Source organism: Streptomyces sp. CA-111067 (assembly GCF_050956065.1).
Lineage (GTDB): Bacteria > Actinomycetota > Actinomycetes > Streptomycetales > Streptomycetaceae > Actinacidiphila.
Map to the genome: position 1 here is coordinate 475,512 of NZ_CP192103.1, position 24,628 is coordinate 500,139.

The 24,628-nt window shown below is 71.8% G+C and carries 21 protein-coding genes; 12 read left to right on the forward strand and 9 right to left on the reverse strand.

All coding sequences use genetic code 11. The features are described 5' to 3' along the window. Positions 1–133 precede the first annotated feature (133 nt). Together ACQPW6_RS02055 and ACQPW6_RS02060 are read left to right on the forward strand one after the other, a co-directional pair. Positions 134–4,174, forward strand: coding sequence for an SGNH/GDSL hydrolase family protein (locus ACQPW6_RS02055; protein ID WP_433887766.1), 4,041 nt, complete (start codon positions 134–136; stop codon positions 4,172–4,174). A 104-nt stretch (positions 4,175–4,278) separates the two neighbouring features. Further along, positions 4,279–4,770, forward strand: a complete 492-nt coding sequence (locus tag ACQPW6_RS02060) for a hypothetical protein (RefSeq protein ID WP_433887767.1) — start codon at positions 4,279–4,281, stop codon at positions 4,768–4,770. Here ACQPW6_RS02060 and ACQPW6_RS02065 read toward each other — a convergent pair. Next, the gene (locus ACQPW6_RS02065) at positions 4,755–5,384 is read right to left on the reverse strand and encodes a YigZ family protein (RefSeq protein WP_433887768.1); all 630 of its coding nucleotides are present in this window, start codon (positions 5,382–5,384) and stop codon (positions 4,755–4,757) included. The genes ACQPW6_RS02060 and ACQPW6_RS02065 overlap by 16 nt on opposite strands. 144 nt (positions 5,385–5,528) lie before the next feature. Here ACQPW6_RS02065 and ACQPW6_RS02070 point away from each other — a divergent pair, with 144 nt between their 5' ends. Further along, on the forward strand, positions 5,529–5,945 hold the full coding sequence (locus ACQPW6_RS02070) for a CoA-binding protein (protein WP_433887769.1): 417 nt from the start codon (positions 5,529–5,531) through the stop codon (positions 5,943–5,945). Positions 5,946–6,009: 64 nt separating this feature from the next. On the opposite strand, the gene ACQPW6_RS02075 is transcribed toward ACQPW6_RS02070, so the two are convergent. The 4 genes from ACQPW6_RS02075 to ACQPW6_RS02090 form a co-directional block, all read right to left on the reverse strand. Further along, positions 6,010–6,540, reverse strand: a complete 531-nt coding sequence (locus tag ACQPW6_RS02075; protein ID WP_433887770.1) for a YbaK/EbsC family protein — start codon at positions 6,538–6,540, stop codon at positions 6,010–6,012. A 103-nt stretch (positions 6,541–6,643) separates the two neighbouring features. Further along, positions 6,644–7,396, reverse strand: a complete 753-nt coding sequence (locus tag ACQPW6_RS02080; RefSeq protein ID WP_433887771.1) for an acyltransferase — start codon at positions 7,394–7,396, stop codon at positions 6,644–6,646. 115 nt (positions 7,397–7,511) lie between these two features. After that, positions 7,512–8,168, reverse strand: coding sequence for a DedA family protein (locus tag ACQPW6_RS02085; RefSeq protein WP_433894392.1), 657 nt, complete (start codon positions 8,166–8,168; stop codon positions 7,512–7,514). Positions 8,169–8,256: 88 nt separating this feature from the next. Next, positions 8,257–8,718 (reverse strand): DUF4442 domain-containing protein, encoded by a 462-nt coding sequence (locus tag ACQPW6_RS02090; protein ID WP_433887772.1) that lies wholly within the window; start codon positions 8,716–8,718, stop codon positions 8,257–8,259. 73 nt (positions 8,719–8,791) lie between these two features. Between ACQPW6_RS02090 and ACQPW6_RS02095 the strand changes: the two genes are divergently transcribed. Further along, complete coding sequence (locus ACQPW6_RS02095) at positions 8,792–10,012, forward strand: hypothetical protein (RefSeq protein WP_433887773.1); 1,221 nt, start codon at positions 8,792–8,794, stop codon at positions 10,010–10,012. A 75-nt stretch (positions 10,013–10,087) separates the two neighbouring features. Continuing rightward, positions 10,088–11,377 (forward strand): MFS transporter, encoded by a 1,290-nt coding sequence (locus ACQPW6_RS02100; RefSeq protein WP_433887774.1) that lies wholly within the window; start codon positions 10,088–10,090, stop codon positions 11,375–11,377. Between the two features lie 31 nt (positions 11,378–11,408). On the opposite strand, the gene ACQPW6_RS02105 is transcribed toward ACQPW6_RS02100, so the two are convergent. Together ACQPW6_RS02105 and tuf are read right to left on the reverse strand one after the other, a co-directional pair. Beyond that, complete coding sequence (locus ACQPW6_RS02105) at positions 11,409–12,419, reverse strand: spermidine synthase (protein WP_433887775.1); 1,011 nt, start codon at positions 12,417–12,419, stop codon at positions 11,409–11,411. A 151-nt stretch (positions 12,420–12,570) separates the two neighbouring features. Next, positions 12,571–13,752, reverse strand: coding sequence for an elongation factor Tu (gene tuf, locus ACQPW6_RS02110; protein WP_433887776.1), 1,182 nt, complete (start codon positions 13,750–13,752; stop codon positions 12,571–12,573). Between the two features lie 442 nt (positions 13,753–14,194). Here tuf and ACQPW6_RS02115 point away from each other — a divergent pair, with 442 nt between their 5' ends. Continuing rightward, on the forward strand, positions 14,195–15,460 hold the full coding sequence (locus ACQPW6_RS02115) for an MFS transporter (protein ID WP_433887777.1): 1,266 nt from the start codon (positions 14,195–14,197) through the stop codon (positions 15,458–15,460). Positions 15,461–15,685: 225 nt separating this feature from the next. Further along, entirely contained in the window at positions 15,686–16,477 is a 792-nt protein-coding gene (locus tag ACQPW6_RS02120; RefSeq protein WP_433887778.1) for a TVP38/TMEM64 family protein, read from the forward strand. 79 nt (positions 16,478–16,556) lie between these two features. Here ACQPW6_RS02120 and ACQPW6_RS02125 read toward each other — a convergent pair whose 3' ends face one another. Then, the gene (locus ACQPW6_RS02125; RefSeq protein ID WP_433887779.1) at positions 16,557–18,344 is read right to left on the reverse strand and encodes a multicopper oxidase family protein; all 1,788 of its coding nucleotides are present in this window, start codon (positions 18,342–18,344) and stop codon (positions 16,557–16,559) included. Between the two features lie 182 nt (positions 18,345–18,526). Between ACQPW6_RS02125 and ACQPW6_RS02130 the strand changes: the two genes are divergently transcribed. Further along, positions 18,527–19,753, forward strand: a complete 1,227-nt coding sequence (locus tag ACQPW6_RS02130; protein ID WP_433887780.1) for a sensor histidine kinase — start codon at positions 18,527–18,529, stop codon at positions 19,751–19,753. Then, positions 19,750–20,451 carry a response regulator transcription factor gene (locus ACQPW6_RS02135; RefSeq protein ID WP_433887781.1) on the forward strand — a complete coding sequence of 234 codons (702 nt, stop codon included), beginning with the start codon at positions 19,750–19,752 and terminating at the stop codon, positions 20,449–20,451. Before ACQPW6_RS02130 ends, ACQPW6_RS02135 begins: the two co-directional genes overlap by 4 nt. Before the next feature lie 316 nt (positions 20,452–20,767). On the opposite strand, the gene ACQPW6_RS02140 is transcribed toward ACQPW6_RS02135, so the two are convergent. Further along, positions 20,768–21,382, reverse strand: coding sequence for a flavin reductase family protein (locus tag ACQPW6_RS02140; protein ID WP_433887782.1), 615 nt, complete (start codon positions 21,380–21,382; stop codon positions 20,768–20,770). Between the two features lie 427 nt (positions 21,383–21,809). Here ACQPW6_RS02140 and ACQPW6_RS02145 point away from each other — a divergent pair, with 427 nt between their 5' ends. From ACQPW6_RS02145 to ACQPW6_RS02155, 3 genes are all read left to right on the forward strand, one after another. After that, a complete protein-coding gene (locus ACQPW6_RS02145; protein ID WP_433887783.1) occupies positions 21,810–22,460 on the forward strand; it encodes a DUF7019 family protein in 651 nt (216 codons plus the stop codon). A gap of 121 nt (positions 22,461–22,581) precedes the next feature. Continuing rightward, positions 22,582–24,372 (forward strand): HEAT repeat domain-containing protein, encoded by a 1,791-nt coding sequence (locus tag ACQPW6_RS02150; RefSeq protein ID WP_433887784.1) that lies wholly within the window; start codon positions 22,582–22,584, stop codon positions 24,370–24,372. Continuing rightward, a complete protein-coding gene (locus tag ACQPW6_RS02155; RefSeq protein WP_433887785.1) occupies positions 24,369–24,500 on the forward strand; it encodes a hypothetical protein in 132 nt (43 codons plus the stop codon). Before ACQPW6_RS02150 ends, ACQPW6_RS02155 begins: the two co-directional genes overlap by 4 nt. The last annotated feature ends 128 nt before the right edge of the window (positions 24,501–24,628 follow it).

The following is a 24,628-nucleotide window of genomic DNA, read 5'->3' on the forward strand; positions in this document are numbered from 1 at the left end:
TTAGTACGAGTGTCAAATATTAAGAAGCCCCCGGTCTCTGCAATTCCCTGTAGCCGCACGGCCGATGCCGACGCGGTGTTCAGGCATGCCCCGGTCCGAATCGGCCGAGACCAGTCGAATCAATGGAGCCTCCTTGAAGCTGCGAAGAAGAACCCGAATACCGCTGGCCATCGCCACGGCCGCGGTGGCGGTCGCGGGCCTGACGCAGAGCGCCGCGCCGGCCTGGGCCGGCTCCTCCGGGACCGCCTCCTCCGCGGTGTCGCCCGCGAGTGACACCTCCCCGGCGCCGACCCAGGCGAAGTCCTCGCGGGTACTGGCACCGGACACCGACCTGCCCACGTCGTGGAAGTCCTCCGCCGACCAGGTGGTCACGGTGGCCGGGGACGGCTCCGGCCTGCACGTGCTGGCCGCCGACAGCGGCAAGGCCTACCAGTGGCGCACGGTCGCCACCCTCGGCGAGGCCGCCTTCGGCACCGACCTGTGGATCGGCAACGCCTGCGTGACCGGTTCGGGCAAGCGCGCGGTCGTGGTCTACGCGCCCCGGGAGTTCACCAACTCGCCGGACCTGATGGAGCACGGCGGCTTCGCGGCCGTCGTGGACCTGACCAGCGGCAAGGTGACCAAGCTGGCCGACACGGTGACGCTGGGGTACTTCAACCCCGGCTGCGGCACCGGTGAGACGGCCGTGCTGACGCAGCTCGGCGACGACAAGGACAACCAGACCCGGCTGCTGACGGTCGACACCGTCACCGGCCAGGTGACCCGCAAGCAGACTGAGAACGTCGAGGTCACCTCGGCCGTGCCGAACGGCGACACGATCGTCGGCGCCGCGGCCGGCCGGCTGATCGGCTTCGACCGGAAGAACCACGCGACCTCGCTCGGCACCACCTCGGGCGCCGCCTCGCAGCTGCGGGTGGACAGCCAGGGTGGCGTCAGTTTCCTGGACCACGCGAGCGGCAAGACCCGCGCCCGGCGCGCCTTCGGCGGGAAGACCACCACCTTCGCCCAGGGCCCGTCCGGCTCCCTCGGCCTCCAGTCGGGCACCGGCGGGCGGGTCTTCCTCACCGGCAGTCCGGCCTCCACCACGGCGCTGCCCTCGACGGTCCGGCGGCTGCAGGTGGCGGCGGACGCGACGGTCTCCTCCACCGGCGCGATCGCGGTGGACCAGGCGGTGTCCTCCACTCTGCGCAGCCACGTCGCCAACCCGCTGGCGGCCACCGCGTTCAACTCCCCGGCCACGCTGCAGATCAGCACCGAGGTGCCGGCCACCGGCAAGAAGCTCGCCTTCACCGCCGGCCAGGACTACGACAAGAACGACGCGGGCCGGGAGCTGTCACCCGCGCTCACCGGCGCCGGCGGCACGAGTTCGGGCACCGGTGGTGCGACGGTCCAGCCGAGGAGCGCGACGAAGTCCGCCGGTACCGCCACCGTCTCGCCGCAGGTGGCGGGCGACCCCAACACGCCGATCGACAACGACCGTACGTGCTCGATGGCGCGCAACGACGCCACCCAGCAGGCGTACCAGCCGACGCCCAACCAGGTGCAGTGGGCCGCGGACATGGCCGTCCGCGGCGACCTCACCAGCACCTACGTCCGGCAGGGCGGCTGGCGCACCGCGGACGGGCTCGGCACGGTGAACCCGCAGGGGATGTTCCCGCTGCCCGGCCTGGTCGGCGGCGGCCGGATCCCCGCGCAGGTGCTGCTGGGCGTCCTCGCCCAGGAGTCCAACCTGTGGCAGGCCGAGGGCGGCGCGCTGCCGGGCCAGACCAGCTCCACGCTGGCCAGCACCGACGGCTTCTACGGCCACCCGGCGCTGAAGGACGGTGAGGACCCAGAGGACCACTGGCTGATCAACTGGGACAAGGCGGACTGCGGTTACGGCATCGGCCAGCAGACCGACGGCATGAAGAACGGGGACGTCAACCCGCTGCCGGCCAGCCAGCAGAAGGCGATCGCCCTGGACTACACGTCCAACATCGCGGTCGCGGCCCGCACCCTGGAAGTGAAGTGGAACGAGCTGCACACCACAGTGGTGCAGCCCAACACGATCACGCTGCACACCGACAGCGCCTCCAACTTGGAGAACTGGTTCGCGGCGCTGTGGGACTACAACTCGGGCTTCAACTTCTACAACCCCGCCGCCCCCGCCTCGCCTTGGGGGCTCGGCTACCTCAACAACCCGGACAACCCGATCTACCCGCAGGACCGGGCCGCGTTCCTCGACAACAACGCGTACGCCGACGCCGCCCACCCCGAGTGGTGGTCGTACGAGGAGAAGGTGCTCGGCTGGGCCGCCTGGCCGATCGACACCGGCCGCGCGTATTCCGACAGCGGGCAGGCCGACAACAGCAACCCCGCGGGCTACTCGGCCGCGTGGTGGAACACCGGCAACAACCGCTCCCAGGTCAAGCCGCCGCTGGGCACCTTCTGCAAGCCCGACGTCAACGACTGCCACCCGGACGCCCCGCCGCGCTGCGAGATCGACCACCTCGGCGCGTCCTGCGACCCGCCGCACTGGTACCACGCGCCCATCACCAGCTGGCAGGTCGACTGCCCCGACAACTGCGGCCACGAGCTGATGGTCTACCAGACACTCAAGACCGAACTCGGCAACGGCAACAACGGAACCGGCCATATGTGCGACAACTCGGTGCCGGCCGGAGCGGTCGTGGTGGACGACGTGCCGAACTCGGTGCCGACACTGACCGACGGATGCAGCAAGGCCGGCTGGTCGAACGCGGGCACGTTCAGCTTCAGCCCGTTCAACGCCGATCCCGAGAGCCACTACGAGGCCAAGGCCGACCTCCACCAGATCGGCGGCGGCTTCGGCGACCACTTCTGGTACGCCCACACGCGGAACTACGGCACCGGCGTCGACAACCTGTACAGCAACAACCTGCTGCACACACCGCAGGTCTCCGGCAACATGGCGGTCACCGGCACCTGGAAGCTGAGCCAGCAACTCACCGGCTGGACACGGGTGCTGGTCCATCTGCCGGACACCGGATCGCAGACCCAGGACGCCACCTACACCATCCACGCCGGCGGCGGAGCGTCGCAGAACCGCACGCTGAACGTGGACAAGGAGGCCAACTCCTGGGTGAGCCTGGGGGTCTTCCAGTTCTCCCCGTCGAGCATCAACTACCAGGGCGTGTCGCTCAGCAACTGGACGAACGACGGCAACGCCGACGAGGACGTCTCCTGGGACTCCGTCGCCTTCCAGATCCTGCCGCAGAAGCCCAAGGACATCGTCGTGCAGATGGGCGACTCCTACTCCTCGGGCACCGGCACAGGACCGTACGACTACGGCACCGCCACCGGCCCGTACGCCGACATCGGCAGCCAGTCCTCGCCCGGCCACAACTGGAACGCCTGCCTGCGCAGCCCTGACTCCTGGGGCCGGCAGGCCAGGCTGCCCGGAACGACGACCAGCGTCGGAGCTCGCACCGACGCGCTGGACAAGACGATCGACTACCACTCGGTGGCCTGCAACGGGGCCTTCGTCTACGACCTCGACTCGTCCCTCGACACCGACGGGGACGGCGGGCCCGGCACTCTCGGGCAGTACGGCGAAGTGCCTCAGCTGGATTCGGGATTCCTCAACGACGACACCACGCTGGTCGAGCTGACCATCACCGGTAACGACGCCGAGTTCGGTTCGACGGTCTCCGACTGCGCCGATCCACGCAAGGGATGCCCGTCGGACGCCTCGGTGCAGAAGAACATCTCCGACGCCGTCGACAAGCTCCCGCCACTCCTGAGCCACATCAAAACCCTCGCCCCGCACGCGAAGATCGTCCTGATGGGCTATCCGCAGCTGTTCGGCTCGCACACTCCGTGCATCGGCGTGATCTCCTCCGCGCCACGCGACCAACTCGACAGCTGGGCGCGCGACCTACAGCTGAGCGAGACGGCCGCGGTCGGCGTGGCGGTCGCCGCGGGAGTGCCGGTGGAGTTCATGTCGCCCGACGCCGAGTTCGACGGCCACCGCGTCTGCGACAGCGCGAACGGGATCAACGACTACGTCGCCGGGCCCGCCTCCGACAACCCGGCCGACTTCTCCTGCCCGGGGGCGCTGATCTGCCCGGGCATGGAGAGCTACCATCCCAACCACAGCGGCACGCCGGCCTACGCCCGCGCGCTGGAGGACGCGCTGAACGGCTTCTACAGCTGATCCGACCGACCATCGCCGTCCACTGATCGGACCGGCTGACAGATTCCTGGTGGTGGCCCTCATGGCGTGAGGGCCACCACCCTCCTTCTCTTCAGGAGGCCCCTGTGACGCCCGCCACGGACGGCGCAAGCGCGGCCCGACCGCTGAAGTGGGCGGCCGTCGCCGCCGCCTGCCTGATCGCCGCCGCCATCGCCGGCTTCGTGCTGATCCTGTCGTTGTGGCCGCACCCGCCACCGGCCGGCTCCGTCAGCAAGGCGCAGGCGCAGCGCCGTATGGACCGCGAGGCCCAGCTGTACGCCGACGCCCTCGCACTGGCCGCACGGAGCGGCCCGCTCAGCACCGAGGGCCTGCGCGCCCACCCCGTGCCGCACGGCAGCACGGTCGGAGCCGCCGGGGTCAGCGCGCGCGGCGACCGCACCCTCGTGACGTTCCCGCAGGCCGCGCCTTACGGGCGGCCCGACCACACCGCCCGGTTGACGGTCTGCGTACAGGTCGTCCTCGCCCCCTCGCCGCAGGGAGTCGTGCCCGGCGGCGTCAGCGAGGTGGCGGCGTCCCGCTGCGCGCCCGCGCCGCGGCCGGCTCAGACATCCACGTAGGCGCTGCCCTCGACCGCGCAGCCGGCTGTCCCCGAGGTGGTGTCGGCCAGCCAGGAGCGGAACGCGGCGAGTTCGGGGTCCGGCACGCCGAGCGCGATCCGCACGCCCGTACCGCCGTAGGAGACCCCGCGCACCGCGTGGCCGGCGGCGCGCAGCTCGTTCTCCAGCCGGCCGGCCCGCTGGTGGTCGACGGTGACGGTCACCAGCGCCAGCAGCCGCCGCTGCGTGGTGCCGATCTCGTCGAGCGCGGCGGAGACCGCGCCGCCGTACGCGCGGGCCAGGCCGCCGGCGCCGAGCTGGACACCGCCGTAGTAACGGGTGACAACGGCGACGGTGTCCCGCACCTCCCGGGCCAGCAGCACCTGGAGCATCGGGGTGCCGGCCGTGCCGCCGGGCTCGCCGTCGTCGCTCGCCCGGTGCAGCCGGCCGTCCGGCCCGATGACGTACGCGAAGCAGTGGTGGCTCGCGCCGGGGTGCTCCTTGCGGACCGACCGGATCACGGCCTGCGCCGCCTGCTCGCTGCCGGCCGGGGCGAGCAGGCAGAGGAAGCGGGAGCGCTTGATCTCGCTCTCGTGCACGCCCTTGCGGGCCACCGTCAGGTACCGGTCCACCATCCGCCCAGCGTAGGGCGTCCCCCGGGTGGCGGACCGGGCGGGAATGGCCGGCCGCGGTTCCTCGTTCGTCCAGGCAGGACGCGGTCGCTCCGGGCGGCGGCGGGCGGGCAGGGCGATCCGGCGAGCGGCGGGAGTGAGCAGCGGATGTACGGCGACGAGGTCGGCGCGGATGCGGTACGCAGGATCCTGAAGGACAGCGGCGACACCTGGGCGGTGGTCGGCATGTCCAACAACACCTCACGCGCGGCCTACGGGGTCGCCGCGGTGCTCCAGCGGTTCGGCAAGCGGATCGTGCCGGTGCACCCGAAGGCGGAGACGGTACACGGCGAGCAGGGGTACGCCTCGCTCGCCGACATCCCGTTCCCGGTCGACGTGGTGGACGTCTTCGTGAACTCAGCGCTGGCCGGGGCGGTCGCGGACGAGGCGGTGGCGGTCGGCGCGAAGGCCGTCTGGTTCCAGCTCGGGGTGATCGACGACGCGGCCTTCGACCGCACCCGCGCGGCCGGTCTCGACATGGTGATGGACCGCTGCCCGGCGATCGAGATCCCGCTGCTGGCCTGAGCGGGGCGGCCGGACCGTTCGGACCGGACGGGCGACCCAGGACCGTCGGAACGGACGGGCCGGATCAGATGCCGAGACCGTCCAGCACCTCGGCGCCGGGCAGCGCCGCCAGCGTCTTGCCCGGCACGATGAGCTTGCCGCGCCGGTAGCCGCTGCCGAGCAGCACGTACGGGGTGTTCACCACCGCGGAGTCGATGAGCAGCGGCCAGTGCGCGGGCAGCCCGACCGGGGTGATGCCGCCGTACTCCATGCCCGTCTCCCCCACCGCGGTGTCCATCGCGGCGAAGGACACCTTGCGGGCTCCCAGGTGGCGGCGGACCGTGCCGTTGACGTCCACCCGGGTGGTGGACAGCACCACGCAGGCGGCGAGGGTGACCTCGCCGCCGCGCTTGCCGGCCACCACCACGCAGTTCGCCGAGGTCTCCAGCAGGCCGGGGCCGTAGGCGGCGGCGAAGACGGCCGTGTCCGCCTTGTCCGGGTCGCTGTCCACATGGATCATCTCGGCGGTGACGGCGGCGGCCACCGGGGGCGGCAGCAGGTCGAGGCGTTCGGTGGCGGGACTCGCGTCCTCGAAGGAGCCGATCGGTGCGCGCATACCGCCGAACCTAACAAAGCCCTGGGCGGGGGCCGTTGCCAGGCCGGTTCCCGCGGACGTTCTCCGGCGGGCGGACTTTGTCCGGCGGTCCCCGCGGACGTTCTCAGGCCGGTTCGTCCAGTTCGGCCAGCGCCGCCAGCTGGTCGGAGGTCATGTCCGCGGGCACCGGCACCGGCGCCGGAGTGCGCAGCGGCGGCTGCCAGCCGGTCTCCGGCTCCCAGCGGCGGACGATCCTGGCCGGCGCGCCCGCCACCACGGAGAAGTCCGGCACCTCGCCGCGGACCACGGCGCCGGCCGCGACGACCACGTTCCGGCCGAGCCGGGCGCCGGGCAGGATCACGCAGCCCGAGCCGAGCCAGCTGCCGCTGCCGATCAGCACCGGGGCGGTACGCGGCCACTGCCTGCCGATCGGCTGGGCGGTGTCGTCGTAGGAGTGGTTGTCGCTGGTGACGTAGACATACGGGCCGCAGTAGACGTCGTCGCCGAACACGACGGGCACCGAGGCGACCACATGGCTGCCGCGGCCCAGCACGACGCCGTTGCCGAGCAGCAGGATCGGGTCGGGGCCGAGGTCGAGGCCGGGCATCATGCCGGCGGTGAGGGTGACCTGCTCGCCGATGATGCAGTAGTCGCCGAGCTGGATCCAGCGCTCACCGAAGACGGTGCCCTGCGGGAAGGCCAGCCGGGTGCCCTCGCCGATCCGGCCGAACCGGAGCGCCCCGGGGCGCTCCGCGGTGACCGCCCCGGCCTCCTGGACCCAGCGCCAGCCGCGGTGCACCAGCCGGGATGCCGCGCGCCGCCGCCACGCCGCCGCGGCGCGGGCCGTGGAGGAGAACACGTTCTCATTCTTGGCCACGAGGCCACCGTATACGCTGCCGGCGGCTACCGGTGGACGGCGGGGGCGGCGTTCCACACGGCGCGACGGGCGGTCCGGCGGGACGGCGGGCGGCCCTGGCGGGTCGGCGGGCGGTTCACTCGCCGGCCGGTGCCACCGCCACCTCGCGCTCGGCGTCGCTCTCCAGCTCCGCCTGCGCCTTGGCCGCGCGCCGCCTGACAAGGACGAACGAGCCGATGCCGAACAGCACGGCGATGCCGAGGCCGACGTACCCGAACCGTTCGAGCCACGGCTCGGCGACCTTGCCGACGTAGTAGACGACGGCGGTGATGCCGCCGGCCCAGACGATGCCGCCGAGCGCGTTGGCGATCAGGAACCTCGGATACGGCATCTTCAGCACGCCCGCCAGCGGTCCGGCGAAGATCCGCAGCAGCGCGACGAAGCGGCCGAAGAACACCGCCCACATGCCCCAGCGCTGGAACGACCGCTCCGCGGTGGCCACATGGCCTGGTGAGAAGTGGCTGGGGAATCTCCTGCCGAGCCGTTCGAGCAACGGTTTGCCGCCCTTGTGGCCGATGGCGTAGCCGATCGAGTCGCCGCCGATCGCGCCGATGACGGCGCAGATGCCGACCAGCCACGGGTTGGCGTTGCCCTGCGAGGCCAGCAGCGCGGCCGTCATCAGCACGATCTCGCCCGGCAGCGGAATGCCCAGGCTCTCCACCCCGACCACCGCGAACACCATCAGATAGACGGCGACCGGCGGAATGCCGTCGAGCCAGTCCTGGACGTGCACAGCCGGTTCCTCCCCGAGCAGACGATCAGGTGTGCGCACGCGGCGCACACCGTCGAAGCCTAACCGACCGCCGATGTCCGCGGACCGGTCAGCGATTGGGCCGCAGCGTCCAGACGATGGTCAGGTGCGAGGTCTCGGCGCCGTCCTCGCGGCGGACCGCGACCTCGACCGGGAACTCCGGGCGCCGGCCCGCGTCCAGCTCCGCGATCACCTCGGCGACCGGCCGGCCGAGCTCCGCGGTGGCGGTCACCGGACCCTTCGCCAGCTTCATCCAGCCGAGTTCGGCCCGTACCGGCAGCGGCACCGCGCGGCCCATCTGGTCGCCGAACGCGGCGAGTACGACGGCGCCGCTGGCGGACTCCGCGAGGGTGAACATCGCCCCGGCGTGCGGCCCGCCGACGTGGTTGCGGTACTCGGGCTGGTCCGGCAGCAGCACCACGGCACGCTCGGTGGTGATCTCGGTGTACTCCAGGTTCAGCGTCCTGGTCATCGGCACGGTGGACTTGAGCATGTCGGCCAGCGAGGCCGTGAACTCTGATATCTCAGGCATGGCCTGATGTTACCAACCAGTAGCAGGCAGCCGCCGTGGAACCGCGCGGCCCGCTCCCCTAGTGTTTCCAGCCATGTGGCCAGGAGACCAGCAGTCCGGGGGACAAGGCGGGGGTCAGCAGTACCCGCAGGGCAGTCCTCCGCAGCAACCCCAGGGACCGTACGGACCGCCCGAGCCGTACGGCCGGCCCGGTTATCAGCAGCCGGGCACCCCGCCGCCGGGGCAGCAGCCAGGCGGCCAACAGCCAGGTCAGCAGCCCGGACAGCAGCCGGGTCAGCCGTCGGGCCCGCAGCCCGGTTACCCGACGCCGCCACCGCCGCCGCCGTACGGGCAGCCGGCGCCCAACCCGTACGCCCAGCCCGGCTACCAGCAGCAGCCCCCGCCCGGTGGCTACCCCACCCCGCAGAACTGGGGCCCGCTGACCCCCGGCGGACCCGAGGGGCCGCCGCCCGGCGGGCGCAAGACGTCCACCGTCGCCGTCGCGATCGTCGCCTCCCTCGCGGTGATCGCCGCGATCGTGGTCGGCGCCGTCTACCTCACCGGCGGCGACAAGAAGGACGACGCGGGCAAGGACCACTCCCCCACCCCGACCGCGACGGCCACCACGCCGGCGCCGACGGCCACCACCCCGACGCCCGCTCCCACCACCGCGGCCCCCGGGGCCGACGGCGGATCGAGCGACTCCCCGCGCGGCGCGCCGGACGCGCTGGTCATCAAGCCGGTGATCCCCGGCTGGAAGGTGGTCAGGCGCAGCGAGCGCAACGTCGCCTTCGACGTGCCGCCGGACTGGACGGTCGCCAGCGAGGGCCTGGACATCGGCTTCGAGGACGACAGCGGCAAGCCCGAGGTCCTGATGGGCGCACCGGCCTACTACAAGGAGGACTGGTGCACGGTCGGGAAGAACAGCACGGACGCGGCCGCGGTCGGCTCCAAGGGCGGCACCGGGGCCAAGAGCCTGCGTGACGCCGCGGAGTCCGCGGCGACGTCATGGGCCTACTGGGCCTTCCAGGAGAAGGGCAAGGGCACCTTCTCCAAGGCGCAGAACAGCAGGACGTTCCACAACGCGCACGGCATCAGCGGCTGGCAGGCCCAGGCCACCGCCACCAACGTGCCCAAGACCGGCAAGTGCACGACCGACGGCATCGCCTACACCGTCGCCTGGCTCGACCCGGCGCAGGCCGCGCCGACCCCGGTGGTGTGGGTGCTCTACGCCGCGCACAACGTGTCCGGCCAGGTCGCGCAGTCCGTGGTCGACCAGATCAAGAGCACCATCCGGCCGATCAAGACCAAGTAGCCGGCCGCCCGGCCGCCCCGACAGCCCGCAGAAACGGGTTTGCGGGCGGCCGGGGGCCCGGTGGATAGTCCCGGGGTGAAGACAGCCGGCGAATCCCTCGACCCGCGCACCCGTATCCCGGACTGGGCGGGACGCGACTTCCGGTTGCTGATCAGCGCGTCGTTCATCACCAACCTGGGCAACTCCGGTGCCACCATCGCCGCCGCCTACGCCGTCATCGAGTCCGGCGGCAGCGCCACCGACGTCGGCGTGGTGGCCGCCGCCAGGACGCTGGCCATGGTGGTCTTCCTGCTGCTCGGCGGGGCGGTCGCGGACCGGGTGCCCCGGCAGCGGGTGATGGCCGCGGCCAACTGCGTCAACGCGCTGTCCCAGGCGGCCTTCGCGGCCCTGGTGCTCGGCGGCGATCCGCAGCTCTGGCAGATGGCGGCGCTGACCGCGGTCGGCGGCGGCGCGTTCGCGTTCTTCTCACCGGCCTCCGAGGGCCTGGTGATGGCCACGGTGGAGACCGCGAGCGCCGGAAAGGCGTTCTCGGTCTACCGGCTCTCGATGAACGGCGCGACGATCGCGGGCGCGGCGCTCGGCGGCGCCCTGGTCGCCGGGATAGGCCCCGGCTGGGTGCTGGCGGTGGACGCGGCCGGCTTCATGGTCGCGGCGGCGCTGCGCTCCCGGATCGCCGTACCTCGGGTGGACCGGCAGCAGAGCGGCGGCATCGTGCATGAACTGCGGGCCGGCTGGCAGGAGTTCAGCTCGCGTTCCTGGCTGTGGGGCATCGTCGTGCAGTTCGCCGTGGTCAACGGCGTCGTGGGCGCCGCTGAGTCGGTCTACGGCCCGCTGATCGCCCGCGAGCACCTGGGCGGGGCCGGCCCCTGGGGCATCGCGATGGCCGCGACCGGGGTCGGCACGGTGTTCGGCGGCCTGCTGATGATCCGCTGGCGGCCACGCCGGATCCTGCTCGTCGGCACCCTGGGCATCGTCCCGCTGGCGCTGCCGAGCGCCGCGCTGGCTCTCACCGCGCCGGTGTGGCTGCTGTCGCTCGGGATGTTCTGCGCGGGAGTCGGCGTCGAGGTGTTCGCGGTCGGCTGGATGCTCGCGCTGCACCAGGAGATCCCGGAGGAGAAGCTGTCACGGGTCTCGGCGTACGACTGGCTGGGCTCGGTGTCCATGATGCCGATCGCGATGGCGGTGGCCGGTCCGGCGGCGAGCGTCTTCGGGATGGCCCCGACGCTGTGGGGTTCGGCGGTGCTGGTGCTCGTCCTGACCGGGGCGGTGCTGCTGCTGCCGGACGTGCGCAGGCTGGAGCGGGCCGGGCACGGGGCCGCCGCCGGGTCGGTGCCGGTGGCGGCCGGCTCCGTCGAGATGGTCTAGCTCTTTTCGGGCTGGGGGCTCCTTTGTGGGGTCAGCCGACCGAGAAGGCGCCCTCCGGCGGCACCGGGGACGCGGTGGCGGTGTCGTCGCGCACCGGCCGCGCCCGGCCGGTCAGCCGGGTGAGCGCCGGGCCGTGCACCACCCGGGCGGGGAACGCGTCGGCGGCCGACAGCCGGGCCAGCGCGTCCAGCGGCAGCGGGCGGTCGGTGGCCACCACGATCGCGTTGCCGAACCGCCGCCCGCGCAGCACGCCCGGCTCGGCCAGTACGCACATCTCGGCGTCGGCGCCGAACGCCGCCCGGACGGTGGCGAGCTGGCCGCCGAGGAAGCCGAAGGGCGCGGCGTCGGCGACGTTCGCCAGGTAGATCCCGCCGCCGCGCAGCACCCGGCGCACCTCGCGGACGAACTCCACCGACGTCAGATGGGCGGGCACCCGGGCGCCGCCGAAGACGTCGGCGACGACCAGGTCGGCGCTGCCGGTGGCCGCTGCGGACAGCCAGCGGCGGGCGTCGGCGGTGTGGACGGTGACGGCGTGGTCGCGGACGCCGTGGGCGCGGACGCTTCGGACGCCGTCGTCGCGGACGCTGTCGTCGCGCAGCGGCAGGAACTCGGCGACCAGCGCGGCCAGTTCACCGTCGGCCTCGATCACGTCCTGCCGCGCTCCCGGCCGGGCGGCGGCCAGCCAGCGGGGCAGGGTGAGGGCGCCGCCGCCGAGGTGGACGGCGTCGAGGGGTTCGGCGGCGGGCGGCTCGGGGTCGCGGGAACCGGGCTCGCGGGGGCCTTCGGGAGCGTGGGCACCAGGCTCTTGGGTGTCGGGCTCCTGGGGGTCCGCCGTGGCGAACGCGGCCCGGATCACGTACGACATCCGCCGCACGTACTCGAACTCCAGGTGCCCGGGGTCGTCCAGATCGACGTACGACTGGGGGGCGCCGTCCACGGTGAGCAGCCAGGCGCGCGGCCGGTCGAGGTCGGGCAGCAGCTTGGCGACGCCGAAATCGACGGTTCTGGTGACCGGTACCGGTTCGGCGTCGAGAGGGTTCACCCGGCCATTGTCCCAGCAGGGCGGGGTGCCGTCCGCGTCGGTGAGTGCTCGGCCGGGACGGGAGCGCGGCCCGCGCGGCACGGTTTCCCGTACCGCGCGAACCGCGCGCGTCCCCCTCTCGGCGCGGCCGCCAGTCGACGCGCCCCGCCGTTCAGCCGAGCGCGGTGACCGTACCCGCGCCGACCGTCCGCCCGCCCTCGCGGATCGCGAAGCCGAGCCCCGGCTCCAGGGGCAGGGCGCGGTCCAGCTCCACCGTCACGTCGGCGGTGTCGCCGGGCAGCGCGATGCCGCCGGGACCGAGGTCCAGGTTCCCGGCCACGTCCGCGGTGCGGACGAAGAACTGCGGCCGGTACCCGGTGGCGATCGGCGTGTGCCGCCCGCCGTCCGCCGCCGGGACCAGGAAGATCCGCGCGGTGAACCGGCGGTGCGGCGTGACACTGCCGGGCGCCGCGACGATGTCGCCGCGACCCACCTGGCTGCGCTGCACACCGCGCAGCAGCAGCGCCACGTTGTCACCCGCCTGCGCGGACTCCATCGGCTTGCCGAACGTCTCGAGCCCGGTCACCACCGTGCCGAGCGGCTCGCCGTCGCCCTCCCCGTACACCGCGACCCGCTCGCCGGGCCTGACGGTGCCGCGCTCGACCGCGCCGGTCACGACGGTGCCGCGTCCGGTGATGCCGAGCACGTTCTCCACCGACATCAGGAACGGCGCGTCGGTGTAGCGCTCCGGCACCGGCACCTGCTCGTCGATCGCGTCGAGCAGCCGCCCGACCGAGGCCGTCCACACCGGGTCGCCCTCCAGCGCGCGCAGCCCGGACACCCGGACCACCGGCAGCGTGTCGCCGGGGAAGCCGTGCTCGGTGAGCAGCTCCCTGACCTCCAGCTCCACCAGGTCGGTCAGCTCCGGGTCACCCGCGTCGGCCTTGTTGAGCGCCACCACGATGTGCCGGACGCCGACCTGCCGGGCGAGCAGCACGTGCTCGGCGGTCTGCGGCATCACGCCGTCCAGCGCTGAGACGACCAGCACGGCGCCGTCGAGCTGGGCCGCGCCGGTGATCATGTTCTTCACGTAGTCGGCGTGGCCCGGCATGTCCACGTGCGCGTAGTGCCGGGTGGCGGTCTCGTACTCGACGTGCGAGATGGTGATGGTGATCCCGCGCAGCGCCTCCTCCGGCGCCCGGTCGATCCGGTCGAACGGCACGAAGGTGCCGCTGCCGCGGTCGGCCAGCACCTTGGTGATGGCGGCGGTGAGCGTGGTCTTGCCGTGGTCGACGTGCCCCATGGTGCCGATGTTCAGATGCGGCTTGGTACGCACGTACGCCTGCTTGGGCATGGGTCTTTCGCTTCCTCGGAGCCCGGCTGGGAGCGGTGTCCCGCACGGGTGTGGTCGGCACGAGTGTCGTCAGCACGGTGCCCGGATCCCCTGGCCTGGCCGACCCTCCCCCTGCGGGGTCCGCCGGTGTGCGCTCCGGGGAGGGTCAGCTTCGTGCGCCGTCGAAGAAGGTGTTCAGGGCTGCCTTCGACGGCGCGACCGCTGCTGCGGTGGCGTCTGCGGGGAAGGTGAGCCGGAACATGGAAGTGATGGTGCCGTGCGGCGGGGCCCGGCGTCCAACGGTTTACCGGCCGGCCACGGGGGCGACGCGTCCGGCGGTTCACCGGCCGGCCGCCGGGGCTTGATCCCGTGGTGATGTGCGGGGCATGGATTTGATGCGAGGATTTGTTCCGCGCGTGAACTTAGCGCTGCCCGCCGTGCGTACCGCCCAGAAGGACCCTCCATGCCCCTGGCCATCCTCGCCCTGACCGTGTCCGCCTTCGGTATCGGCACCGCGGAATTCGTGATCATGGGCTTGCTGCCCAACGTCGCGGACGACCTGGGCACGTCGGTGCCCACCGCCGGCTACCTGGTCTCGGCCTACGCGCTCGGCGTCGTCGTCGGCGCGCCGCTGCTCACCGCGGTCGGCTCCCGGGTGCCGCGCAAGCGGATGCTCCTGCTGCTGATGGCGCTGTTCACCGCGGGCAACCTCGGTTCCGCGGTGGCCCCCGGCTACGGGACGCTGCTGGTCAGCCGGTTCCTGGCCGGGCTGCCGCACGGCGCGTTCTTCGGGGTCGGCGCGGTGGTCGCGGCCCGGCTGGTCGCGGAGGATCGCAGGGCGCGTGCGGTGGCCGCGATGTTCCTCGGGCTGACGGTCGCCAACATCGTCGGCGTGCCGGCCGCCACCGCGCTCGGCCAGCAACTGGGCTGGCGGGCCACCTTCCTGGTGGTCGCGGCGATCGGCGTGATCGCGCTGGGCGCGCTGGCGCTGCTGATCCCGCAACTGCCGGCCGAGGACCACGGCGGCGTCCGGCAGGAGATACGGGCGCTGTGCGAACCGCAGGTGCTGCTCGGACTACTCACCGCGGTGTTCGGCTTCGCCGGGGTCTTCGCTGTCTACAGCTATCTGGCCTCGATGATGACCGAGGTCACCGGCTTCGCCGACTCCTCCATGACGCTGCTGCTCGCGCTCTTCGGTATCGGTATGACCATCGGGGTGCTGGCCGCGGGCCCGCTCACCGACCGGGCGCTGCGCCCGACGCTCTACGGTTCGCTGGCGGCGCTCGCGGTGGTGCTGGTCGGCTTCCACTTCGCCGCGCAGTCGAAGATCGCGGCGCCGATCGCGGTGGTGGTGCTCGGCGCGGTGGGATTCCTCACCACCACGCCGTTGCAGATGCTGGTGATGAACAAGGCCCGGCTGGCCCCGACCCTGGCCTCCGCCTCCAACAACTCCGCCTTCAACCTGGCGAACGCGGGCGGTGCCTGGCTCGGCGGCGTGGCCATCGCGGCCGGCTGGGGCTGGACGTCACCGGCGCTGGTGGGCGCGGTGCTGGCGGTGGTCGGGCTGGGGGTGGCGGTGACGGCGGGCGTGCTGGATCGGCGTGCGCCGGGCGAGCCGGGGAGGGTGGCGGCGGGGGCGAGCGGGGCGCCGGCGGTGCCGGCAGGTCCGGGCGGGGCGGGAACGGGCGAGCCGGTGGCGGCGGATCTGACGGGGGCGGACGGGGCGTGACGGTCCCAGGTTGAGGTGCGCGGAGGGTTGAGGCGAGCCCTGTAGATCTCAACTTGACGGTGAGGTTCAGACCAGCCGGTCTGAAGTCGACGGGCGCGGACACGTTCGGCTCGCGGTGTCGTGCCGGCTCGTACCCGTACTGACGAAGGCTCAGCCGGCGGACCTGGCCGGGGCGCCCGCGACGTTCGTTCGTGGTCGGGCGCGTCGCTCGGATACGCTCGCCGGGTGGCTGACCGCTTGTCGTTCCTACACGGTCTCGGCGGACGGTGCTCGCGCGTGCTGGTGTCGCCGTGGGCGCGGTTCGGGCTTCTCGTCGTGCTGCTCGCGGCGGCGGCCGTCGCCGTGCTGGCCTGGCAGCCGCAGCATCTGCTGACCTCGGACCAGGGCTGGGCGCCCCGGAGTTCCGGCGGCGCGGCGGTGGTCGTCTTCGCCGTCGCGTACGGCCTGTGCACCGTCGCCTTCGTCCCCCGCCCGCTGCTCAACGCCGCCGCCGGCGCGCTCTACGGCATCCACGCCGGGCTCCCCGCGGCCATCGCCGGCACCGTTCTGGGCGCGGGGCTGGCCTTCCTGCTGGGGCGCTTCCTCGGCCGGGACGCCCTGCGCCCCCTGCTGCGCGGCCGGTTCGTGCTGTCGCTCGACCGGCAGCTCAGCCGGCACGGCTTCCGCAGCACCCTCGCGCTGCGGCTCTTCCCCGGCGTGCCGTTCGCCGCCGCCAACTACGCGGCGGCGCTCTCCCGGATCCGGCTGCTGCCCTTCCTGACCGCGACGGCGGCGGGCAGCGCGGCGAACACCGCGGCCTACGTGGTGGCCGGCAGCCGCGCGGCCTCCCCGACGTCCCCGGTCTTCCTCCTCGCCCTCGGCTTCCTCGGCGTCACGGGCGTGGCGGCAGCAGCGGTGGCCCGCCGCCGTACTTCTGGGCCGGGCCGCACGCCCACCGAAACACCGTGGCCCGAGCCCGCGTACGCGACCGTCAGCGACCCCGACGGGCCTCCCGCTCCCCCAGCGGAATCCGCCTGAGGTCCAGGACATCGTCCAGGACATCGCCCGGCGTCGACCACTCGACTGGCCGCAGCACCGAGGGTGACCTGGCCCGTGGTCAGACAATACGGAAGGTCGCCATCATCGCCATGTCCTCGTGCTCGAGGTTGTGGCAGTGGAAGACGAAGCGCCCCTTGAGATCGCTGAAGCGGATCGCGAGCTGGACTTTCTCGCCCTTGTTGACGAAGACGGTGTCCTTCCAGCCCTGGTCGTAGGGCCCCGGGGCTTTTCCGTCGCGTGCGACGACCTGGATGGTGGCGTTGTGGATGTGGAAGGGGTGGTGGAAGTCCGAGACGATCGTCCAGAGTTCTGTGCTGCCCGCGGGTACGTCCGCCTGCGAGACCGCGGGGTCGAAGGGCTGCTTGTTGATCAGCCATTCGCCCTGGCCACCGCGGACGAACTTCATGGTGCGCCGGGTCATGGAGCCGCTGGGAGTGATCGCGGTGCTCTTCGACAGCGCGGACGGAACGCTGCTGCTGTCCTTGGCCGCGCGCGCGACGACGAAGCGCATGACGGCGGCGGTGGAGTCCGAGCCGAGCTGGTTGAGCAGGGTGATCTCGTCGCCGACCTTGTGCCGGCTGAAGTCGATGACGACGTCGAACCGTTCGGCGGGGGCGATCACGATGGTGTCCTGGTGCAGTGGCGCCGGCAGCAGTCCGTGGTCGGTCCCGATCTGGGTGAACCCCTCGGAGGCGCCCTGGAGCGCGAGCTGGTAGGTGCGGGCGTTGGAGGCGTTCAGGATCCTGAATCGGTAGCGGGCGGTGTCGACCTTCATCACGGGCCACGGGGCTCCGTTGACGAGAATCACATCGCCCATGACGCCGTTGGCCGAAGGCTTGTCCACGCCGGGGGTCGTACGCATGGTGGGGTCGATCGCCGGATACATGAACGATCCGTCGGAGGCGAAAGCACGGTCGGCGATCATCAGCGGGACGTCGCGGGCGCCCCGCGGAAGCGGCAGTGCTTGTTCTTCGGCGTCGTGCGCGATGTGGAAGCCGGCGAGGCCGCGATAGACGCTGGCGCCGGTGAAGGCCATGCGGTGGTCGTGGTACCAGAGGGTTCCGGCACGCGGCTGCGGCGGGTAGGTGTAGTCGCGCCGCAATCTGCTGGTGACCGCGTCGGCATCGCCCATGGCGGGCATTCCAGGCATCGCCGGCATGGCGGGAAAGGTGCCGTAGGTCTCCGCGGGCAGGATGAAGTCGGTGGGATAGCCGTCGCTGTCATGGGGGGTCGTCCCGCCGTGCAGGTGGACCACGGTGGGTACCGGCAGGGCGTTCTTGTGCGTGACGACGACTCGGCGGCCGGGATTCTGCACGATCGTGGGACCGGGGAAGGTGCCGTTGTAGCCCATGATCGGCGTTCTCAGACCTGGGATGATCTCCACCTCGGCCTGCGAGTGCACGATGTCGTAGTAGTCGGTGTCGGAGGTCTGCCGGACGGGCTTGAGCTGCTGGGGAACCGGCAGGGGGGCGCGGAACTGCGCGGGGAGTCCGGCCTTGCTGGTCAGCGTGCGGATGTCGCTGTTCGGGTCGCCGCGGTCGGAGCCCTGGTACTGCCCGTTGTCGTGGGTGTCGTCGTGCTGGCCGTCTCCGTGCCCGTTGTTCTGGGTGTTGTCGTGTCCGCCCTTGTCGGGGACGGGTTTCGAGGGGTGAGCGGTGGGGTGGTCGGTGGGGTGGTCGCCTCCGGATGAGGTGCAGCCGGCGATGACGGCCAGTCCCCCTGCCGCACCCACCGATCTGACCAGGGTGCGGCGGCTCATCACGCCGTCCGGCAGAGGACGGCCGGAGGCTGCCCGCTCCGGGCCGTGAACGGGCGTGGACGCTGCGGGGGTGGTGGCGATCTTCATACCGTCAGCGTCGCAACGTCCCTGGCCGGGGGCGTCGCCTGACGGGAGGCTCCCGCTGCTGCACCGGATGTATCCCGGCCTACACCGGTGGATGTATACAAGCGGATGTACACCGGCGGATGTACACCGGAGCCTCCCGGCGGACGATCCCCCCGCCCCCACACGCGCCCTACCCTTGGCTTGTGGCGACCCTGAACATCACCAACTACTTCCGAGCCAGCGCGCACGGCACTCGGTGGCGGCTGCGGCCGCTGGGAGTCGACGTCGCCCTCGCCGCCGCCGTGACGGCCGTCACCCTGTGGGGCTGCTACAGCGAGTCCAACCCCTCCACCCAGGCCCTGCGCGTCATGCACGGGCACACCGTCACCCCCGCCCCCGCCTGGGCCTACCTGCTGGTGGCCGCCGCCGGCCTGGCGCTGATCTGGCGACGCCGCCACCCGCGAGCGGTGCTGGCCGCCGCACTCGCAGGCGTGCTCGCCTTCAACTCCCTCGGCTACGTCGGCAACGCCGCCCTGGTGATACCGCCCATCGCGCTCTACGCCGTGGCCCTGACAGCGCCGATACGCCACTCGGTCGCGCTGGCGGCGGTCACCCTCCTCACCCTGGGCACGATCGTCGCCACCAGTGCCTTCAACACCTTCGGCAGCGGTGACATAGCGCTGTGCGCACTCGTCGTGGTGGCCGTGCTCGGCGGGATAGCCAGCGCGAGCCGCCGCGAATACCTCGCCGCGGTCCGGACCCGCTCGGAACTGTTCGTACGCACCCAGGAGGAGGAGATCCGCCGCACCGTCGACGCCGAGCGGCTGCGGATCGCCCGGGAGCTCCACGACGTCGTCGCCCACACGATGTCGACCATCAACGTTCAGGCCGGCGTGGCGTCCTATGTGACCAGCGACCTGCCGCCCGCCGCGGCCGACGCCCTGCGCGCCATCAAGATCTCCAGCAAGGACGGCCTGCGCGAGCTGAGGGCCATACTGTCGGTCCTCCGCCAGGCCGACGACCCCGATTCCCACCAGCCCCAGCCGGGGCTGGCCCGCCTCGACGCCCTGGTCGCCGGGGTCAGCGCGGCCGGCCTGCCCACCCGCGTGATCTCGACCGGCCGTCCCTGTGCCCTGGCGCCCGCCGTCGATCTGGCCGCCTACCGCATCGTCCAGGAATCACTGACCAACGCCATCCGCCACGCGGGGCCGGCCACGGCCACCATCCGCATCGCGTACAACCCCCGTGATGTGTGCCTGTCGATCACCGACACCGGACACGGCCCCTCGGCCGGCTACCCGCACGCGGGACACGGCCTCATCGGCATGCGCGAACGGGCGGTGGCCGCCGGCGGATCGCTCAGCGCCGGGCCGGCCGCCAACGGCGGGTTCACAGTCACCGCACTCCTCCCGAAGGAACCCGGCACATGATCCGCGTCCTGCTGGCAGACGACCAGGCCCTCATCCGCGCTGGATTCCGCGCGTTGCTGGAGCACACCGACGGCATCGCCGTCGTCGGGGAGGCGACCGACGGCGAACAAGCCGTCAGCCTCGCCGCGACCACCCGCGCCGACGTCGTCCTCATGGACATCCGCATGCCGGGGGTCGACGGGCTGGAAGCGACCCGCCGCATCGCGGCCAGCGAGGATCTTGCCGGGGTGCGCGTACTGATCCTGACCACCTTCGAGTCCGACCACTACGTCTACGAGGCGATCCGCTCCGGCGCCTCCGGCTTCGTCGTCAAGGACACCGAGCCGGGAGACCTGATCCAGGCGGTGCGGATCGTCGCCCGCGGCGACGCGCTGCTGTCACCCGGCATCACCCGCCGGCTCATCGCCGACATCGCGGCCAAGGGCCGGCCGGACGCCGGCGCGACGGCCTACCGGACCGACCGGCTCACAGACCGCGAAAGCGAGGTGCTCGCACTGGTCGGCCGCGGCCAGTCCAACGACGAAATCGCGGGCGGCCTCTTCCTCAGTCCCCTCACGGTCAAGACCCACGTCAGCCGCATCATGCACAAACTCGCCGCACGAGATCGCGCCCAACTCGTCATCGTCGCCTACGAGACCGGACTCGTCACCGTGGGAGGCCCGGAGGCCGCCCCACCAGGGCTGCCCGAATCCGCGTGACACGGCGAGTCGATCCGCTTCGCGATGATCCGACGGGTGCCGGGGCCTCATCGTGGTCAGCCGGATCGGAGCTCGGCCGACTTCGGTTTACCGGGTCTCCCGCCACCCGTCGCCGTGGCGGGGCCGCGGCCTCCTCCCGGCGCGACGCCGAGCGGATCCTTGAAAACCTCGGCGCCGCGGAGCGGTCCGCCGCCACCGGCACGGCCGACGGCCGCGCACCTCCGGGGCCGGCCGCACGCCCGCTGAAACGCCTTGGGCGGGGAGAGCGGTGCCGGGACCGCATCCCGGCCCGGGACAGAGCCGCCGTACGGGACCCTCAGCGACCCCGGCCGGCTTCCCACTCCGCCAGCGGAATCCGCTTGAGGTCCAGCACATCGCCCAGCGTCGACCACTCGTTCCGCCCCATCCGGCTCAGCGGCCGCAACCGCTGCACCTCCGGGTGCCCGTCCACCAGCACGGCCTCCGACACCGCCGCGTGCACGACCCGCCCGAACACCACGGTGGAGTCCCCCAGCCGCAGCGTGCTGTGCAGCTCGCACTCCAGCGCGACCGGCGACGCCGCCACCCGCGGCGGCTTCACCCGCAGGCTCGGCTCCCGGGCGATCCCGACCTCGTCGAACTCGCTCGTCCCGCGCGGAAACTCCGTCGCCGTGGCGTTGATCTCCTCGAACAGATGCTCCGGCGCGAGGTTCACCACGAACTGCCCGGTCTCCTCGACATTCCGCACCGAGTCCTTCCGCCCCACGGAGGTGAACTGCACGACGGGCGGGCTGACACAGGACACGGTGAAGAAGCTGTGCGGCGCGAGGTTGTCCACGCCGGCCGCCGACGTGGTGGAGACCCACGCGATGGGCCGCGGTACGACGGTCGCGGTCAGCAGCCGGTAGAAGGCGTTCCGGTCGAGCTCGGCGGGGTCGAAGTCAATACGCATGAGCCTCAGTATCCATCCGGCGCCCGGTGTTCCCGACGCCGGACCGTGCCGCCGCCAGGCCCGTCATCGAGGGGTCACCTTCTACGACCTCGACCGGCTGATCCGGGGCCGTCTTCACCGGCTGCCTCTTGGGCGAGACCGCCTACTCGATCGCCACCGGGCTCAACCAGCGCGCCATCCCCGCCCCACAGGAATGCCTCGAAGTACGCCTCCGACCGCATGGCGGTCTACGCCCACGGGGGATCTGAGTGCCTGTGCGCCCGAACTGCCGCCGATCGGGCTCGGAGTGGTGGAAGGTGGGGAAGCGGCACATCCGCCGGTGAAGAACATCCACCGTGCGAGTTGATCCGGTTGGTAACGATGCGCGAGGATTGACGCTTCCGGTCGGCGGCATGTGACATGTGAGCATCCTGCAGGAGGGGGACGGGTGCGCTACTACACCTACATCTCGGACGCCAAGCTGGGGATGCTCCACGGGCAGGTCCCACGAAAACTGCTGTCACGGCTGGCCGGAGACCTGCAGATCGATCTGAAGGTCGCGAGCGTGTCGGTGCAGGGCGCACCCCCGGAGGTCACTCAGTTCGACCGGTTGCGGCTGGTCGAACGCTACATCGACGAGAACTGTGACGTCGGTTGGATGACCGAGCCCCGTTCCTGGTTCCGTGGCGAACTCGGCCTCCGCATGGGAATCGTGACCGGGGCGGCGCTCTACACCGGGTTGGACGGCGGGACGCTGGTCGCGCTGATCGGGTCCGGTATCCACGTCGTCGACCGAGGGCCGTCCAGGTCCGACAGCCGGCTGGAACACCGGACATCTGACCTGCCCGCTCTCGTCACATTGATGGAAAGCCGCAGCGAGGATTCCGTGAGCTATGGGTTCGCCCGTGACCGCGAGGATGCCGACGAACAGGTCGCGCTAAGCCAGGTCGTGTACTTTGCCCAGGAAATGCGCACGCCACGCCAGCCGTGTGAGTTCCTGGCCCGGCGGCTACTCGAAGGCACCACGAGAGGGCCCGACGGCAGGCCCGTGCACGTCGTGATCGGCACCCCTCTCTATGTTGCGCTGTCCGATGAGTGAACGACGCCTCCGACCGCCCTCAGAGCGCCCGGAATCCACACGGTTGCGCCACCGGCTAGTGCCGACGTTCAGGGTCGGACGGCTCCGGCTCCTGCGCGACGTCGACGGCCTATGCCGGATCGTGGCCGAAGAGGACCTCGTGTCCGCCTCCAGCGCGATCCACCTTCTCGCGGACTTGGGCGGTCCGACCGCGACCGAGATCATGCTGCGGGTTTTGGAAGATCCGGACGGTTTCCTCCACCACGGCTCCGACCCTCTTACGTTCGCTGCAGTCCAGGGCGTGGGCAGGCTTCACGAACACCGCGCCGTGCCCGCGCTCATCGCCTTGGTGAACAAGGACCTGAGAATTCCCGGCTACATGGCAGACGCGGCGTGCGAGGCTCTGGGCGAGATCGGTGACCCACAGGCGATCCCCACCCTGCTCGCCTCGGCCGCCAACCGGAACACCCTCGGCGATAAACCGGGTGGGGGCGCGGCGATCAAAGCCTTGGCCCGCTTCGAGCCCAACATCGCGGTGCCGCTACTGCTCGCTCATCTCTGGGACTACGTCAGCGACCGCCGTGCTCACATCGCCGTCCGGGAACTCGGCCGGATCGGCTCGCCCGCGGCTCTGCCCGCGCTGACGTACCTGATCCTCAACGCCAACCGCCAACATGCGCTACGGCGCACGGCAGCACAAGCCCTCGCTCGACTTACGGATGTCTCCGACATCGACTACCGGCTCCGGTCCGTCCTCGGTAGCCCCGACCCGTGGACCGCCCGCGCCGTTGCCGAGACGTTCGCCCGCAGCGAGCGTGGCCGAGAATGGCTCGCGCAGGACGTCCAGCACGGTGACCCCCTCGTGCGTCAGGCTGCCTGCCACGGCCTCGCCGGCACGAAGGATCCCCAGTTCGTGCCCGTCCTCGGTGAAACGCTTCGCAAGGACAGATCCGCGGTGGTTCGTCGCGCCGCTGCCACCGCTCTGCGCGACCTCGGCGGTGCGCCAGACATGCTGCTGTCCGCGCTCGGCGATCCGCGCGTCAGCGACATCATCGTTGACGCGCTCATCGCGTCGACCGACCCGCCCGTGACCGAACTCCTCGCACTCCTGGAACACGGCGAACCAGGCCAACAGCGCGACGCGGCGCGGTCCCTGGGGCGAATCGGGGAATCCCAGGCGAGCGCCACTCTTGTGGCCATGCTGCCGGAAACCGATGGTCAGCTTCGGGCGGCGGTGGTGGAGGCACTCGGCGCCCTCCGACACGAGCCCGCCCTGCCAGACCTCATGGCCATCGCGGCAGACACCGAGGAGATCGGGACCGTGCGCGCCCAGGCTGTTCTTGCAGTCGGTGCCTGCGGCAACCGCGATCTGCCGCTCCGCGCGCTGCATGATCCCGAGGAAGCCATCCGAGTACGCGCGGCTGAGGCGCTCGGCGACTTCCCGGACAGCGAGGTGGCCGCCGCCTTGTCAGCGACCGTCGGCGAGGACACGCGCGACGTTCAACGCGCGGCCCTGGAGGCTTTGGGAAAACACGGGCCCAGTGCGGAAAACGTGCTCTTCGACGTCCTGGGCCGGGCCCAGGACGACATTCGTGGCCATGCGGCTCGGCAGTTGCCGCAATGCGCCACGACCGCCGGGATTCCGCGGCTGGTCTCGCTCGCCCTCGACGAGGACCGTGCAGTCTCGCTCGCTGCGATAACGACTCTGGCCGGCCTCGACGATCCGTTGATCATCGCTCCGCTGACCGGCGTCGTCTCGCGCGAACTTCCGAATCCCTCCTGGGGCCGGGCCGACCCGCGCCACGTGATCGCGACGAAAGCCCTTGCCCGCTTCGACGACGAGCACGCCGTGACGGCGATCGCCGACAAGTCGTTGCTGGTCTGTATGAATGAAGCGAGGGAGGCACTGACGGCGATTGCCGAGCGGCGATGAACCGTCACGGCACCGGGCACCCCACCGCCGACGAACTCCCCGCCGTGCCTGGACATCCGGCCGACCTGCGGGCCACTCTCGGCTTCCTGGTGGCGGTGATCGGCGACCGTCGGCCAGGAGGCGCGTGATGAAGCGCAGGAGGCTGCGGGCGCGCTCTTTGCACTGGGCGGCCAGGACGTCGGGGTGGCGGGGCGAATTGCCGCAGCGGCCCGATGTGCGCCTCGAGTGGATGCGCACGCGCTGCGCCGTCAGGGGG

Bases quoted from the DNA above. Each gene is read 5' to 3' on its own strand.
- ACQPW6_RS02115 (WP_433887777.1), top strand. From the start codon at position 14,195: ATGCCCCTGGCCATCCTCGCCCTGACCGTGTCCGCCTTCGGTATCGGC.
- ACQPW6_RS02095 (WP_433887773.1), top strand. From the start codon at position 8,792: ATGTGGCCAGGAGACCAGCAGTCCGGGGGACAAGGCGGGGGTCAGCAG.
- ACQPW6_RS02135 (WP_433887781.1), top strand. From the start codon at position 19,750: ATGATCCGCGTCCTGCTGGCAGACGACCAGGCCCTCATCCGCGCTGGA.
- ACQPW6_RS02090 (WP_433887772.1), bottom strand. From the start codon at position 8,718: ATGCCTGAGATATCAGAGTTCACGGCCTCGCTGGCCGACATGCTCAAG.
- ACQPW6_RS02140 (WP_433887782.1), bottom strand. From the start codon at position 21,382: ATGCGTATTGACTTCGACCCCGCCGAGCTCGACCGGAACGCCTTCTAC.
- tuf (WP_433887776.1), bottom strand. From the start codon at position 13,752: ATGCCCAAGCAGGCGTACGTGCGTACCAAGCCGCATCTGAACATCGGC.
- ACQPW6_RS02065 (WP_433887768.1), bottom strand. From the start codon at position 5,384: ATGGTGGACCGGTACCTGACGGTGGCCCGCAAGGGCGTGCACGAGAGC.
- ACQPW6_RS02075 (WP_433887770.1), bottom strand. From the start codon at position 6,540: ATGCGCGCACCGATCGGCTCCTTCGAGGACGCGAGTCCCGCCACCGAA.
- ACQPW6_RS02125 (WP_433887779.1), bottom strand. From the start codon at position 18,344: ATGAAGATCGCCACCACCCCCGCAGCGTCCACGCCCGTTCACGGCCCG.
- ACQPW6_RS02155 (WP_433887785.1), top strand. From the start codon at position 24,369: ATGAACCGTCACGGCACCGGGCACCCCACCGCCGACGAACTCCCCGCC.
- ACQPW6_RS02070 (WP_433887769.1), top strand. From the start codon at position 5,529: ATGTACGGCGACGAGGTCGGCGCGGATGCGGTACGCAGGATCCTGAAG.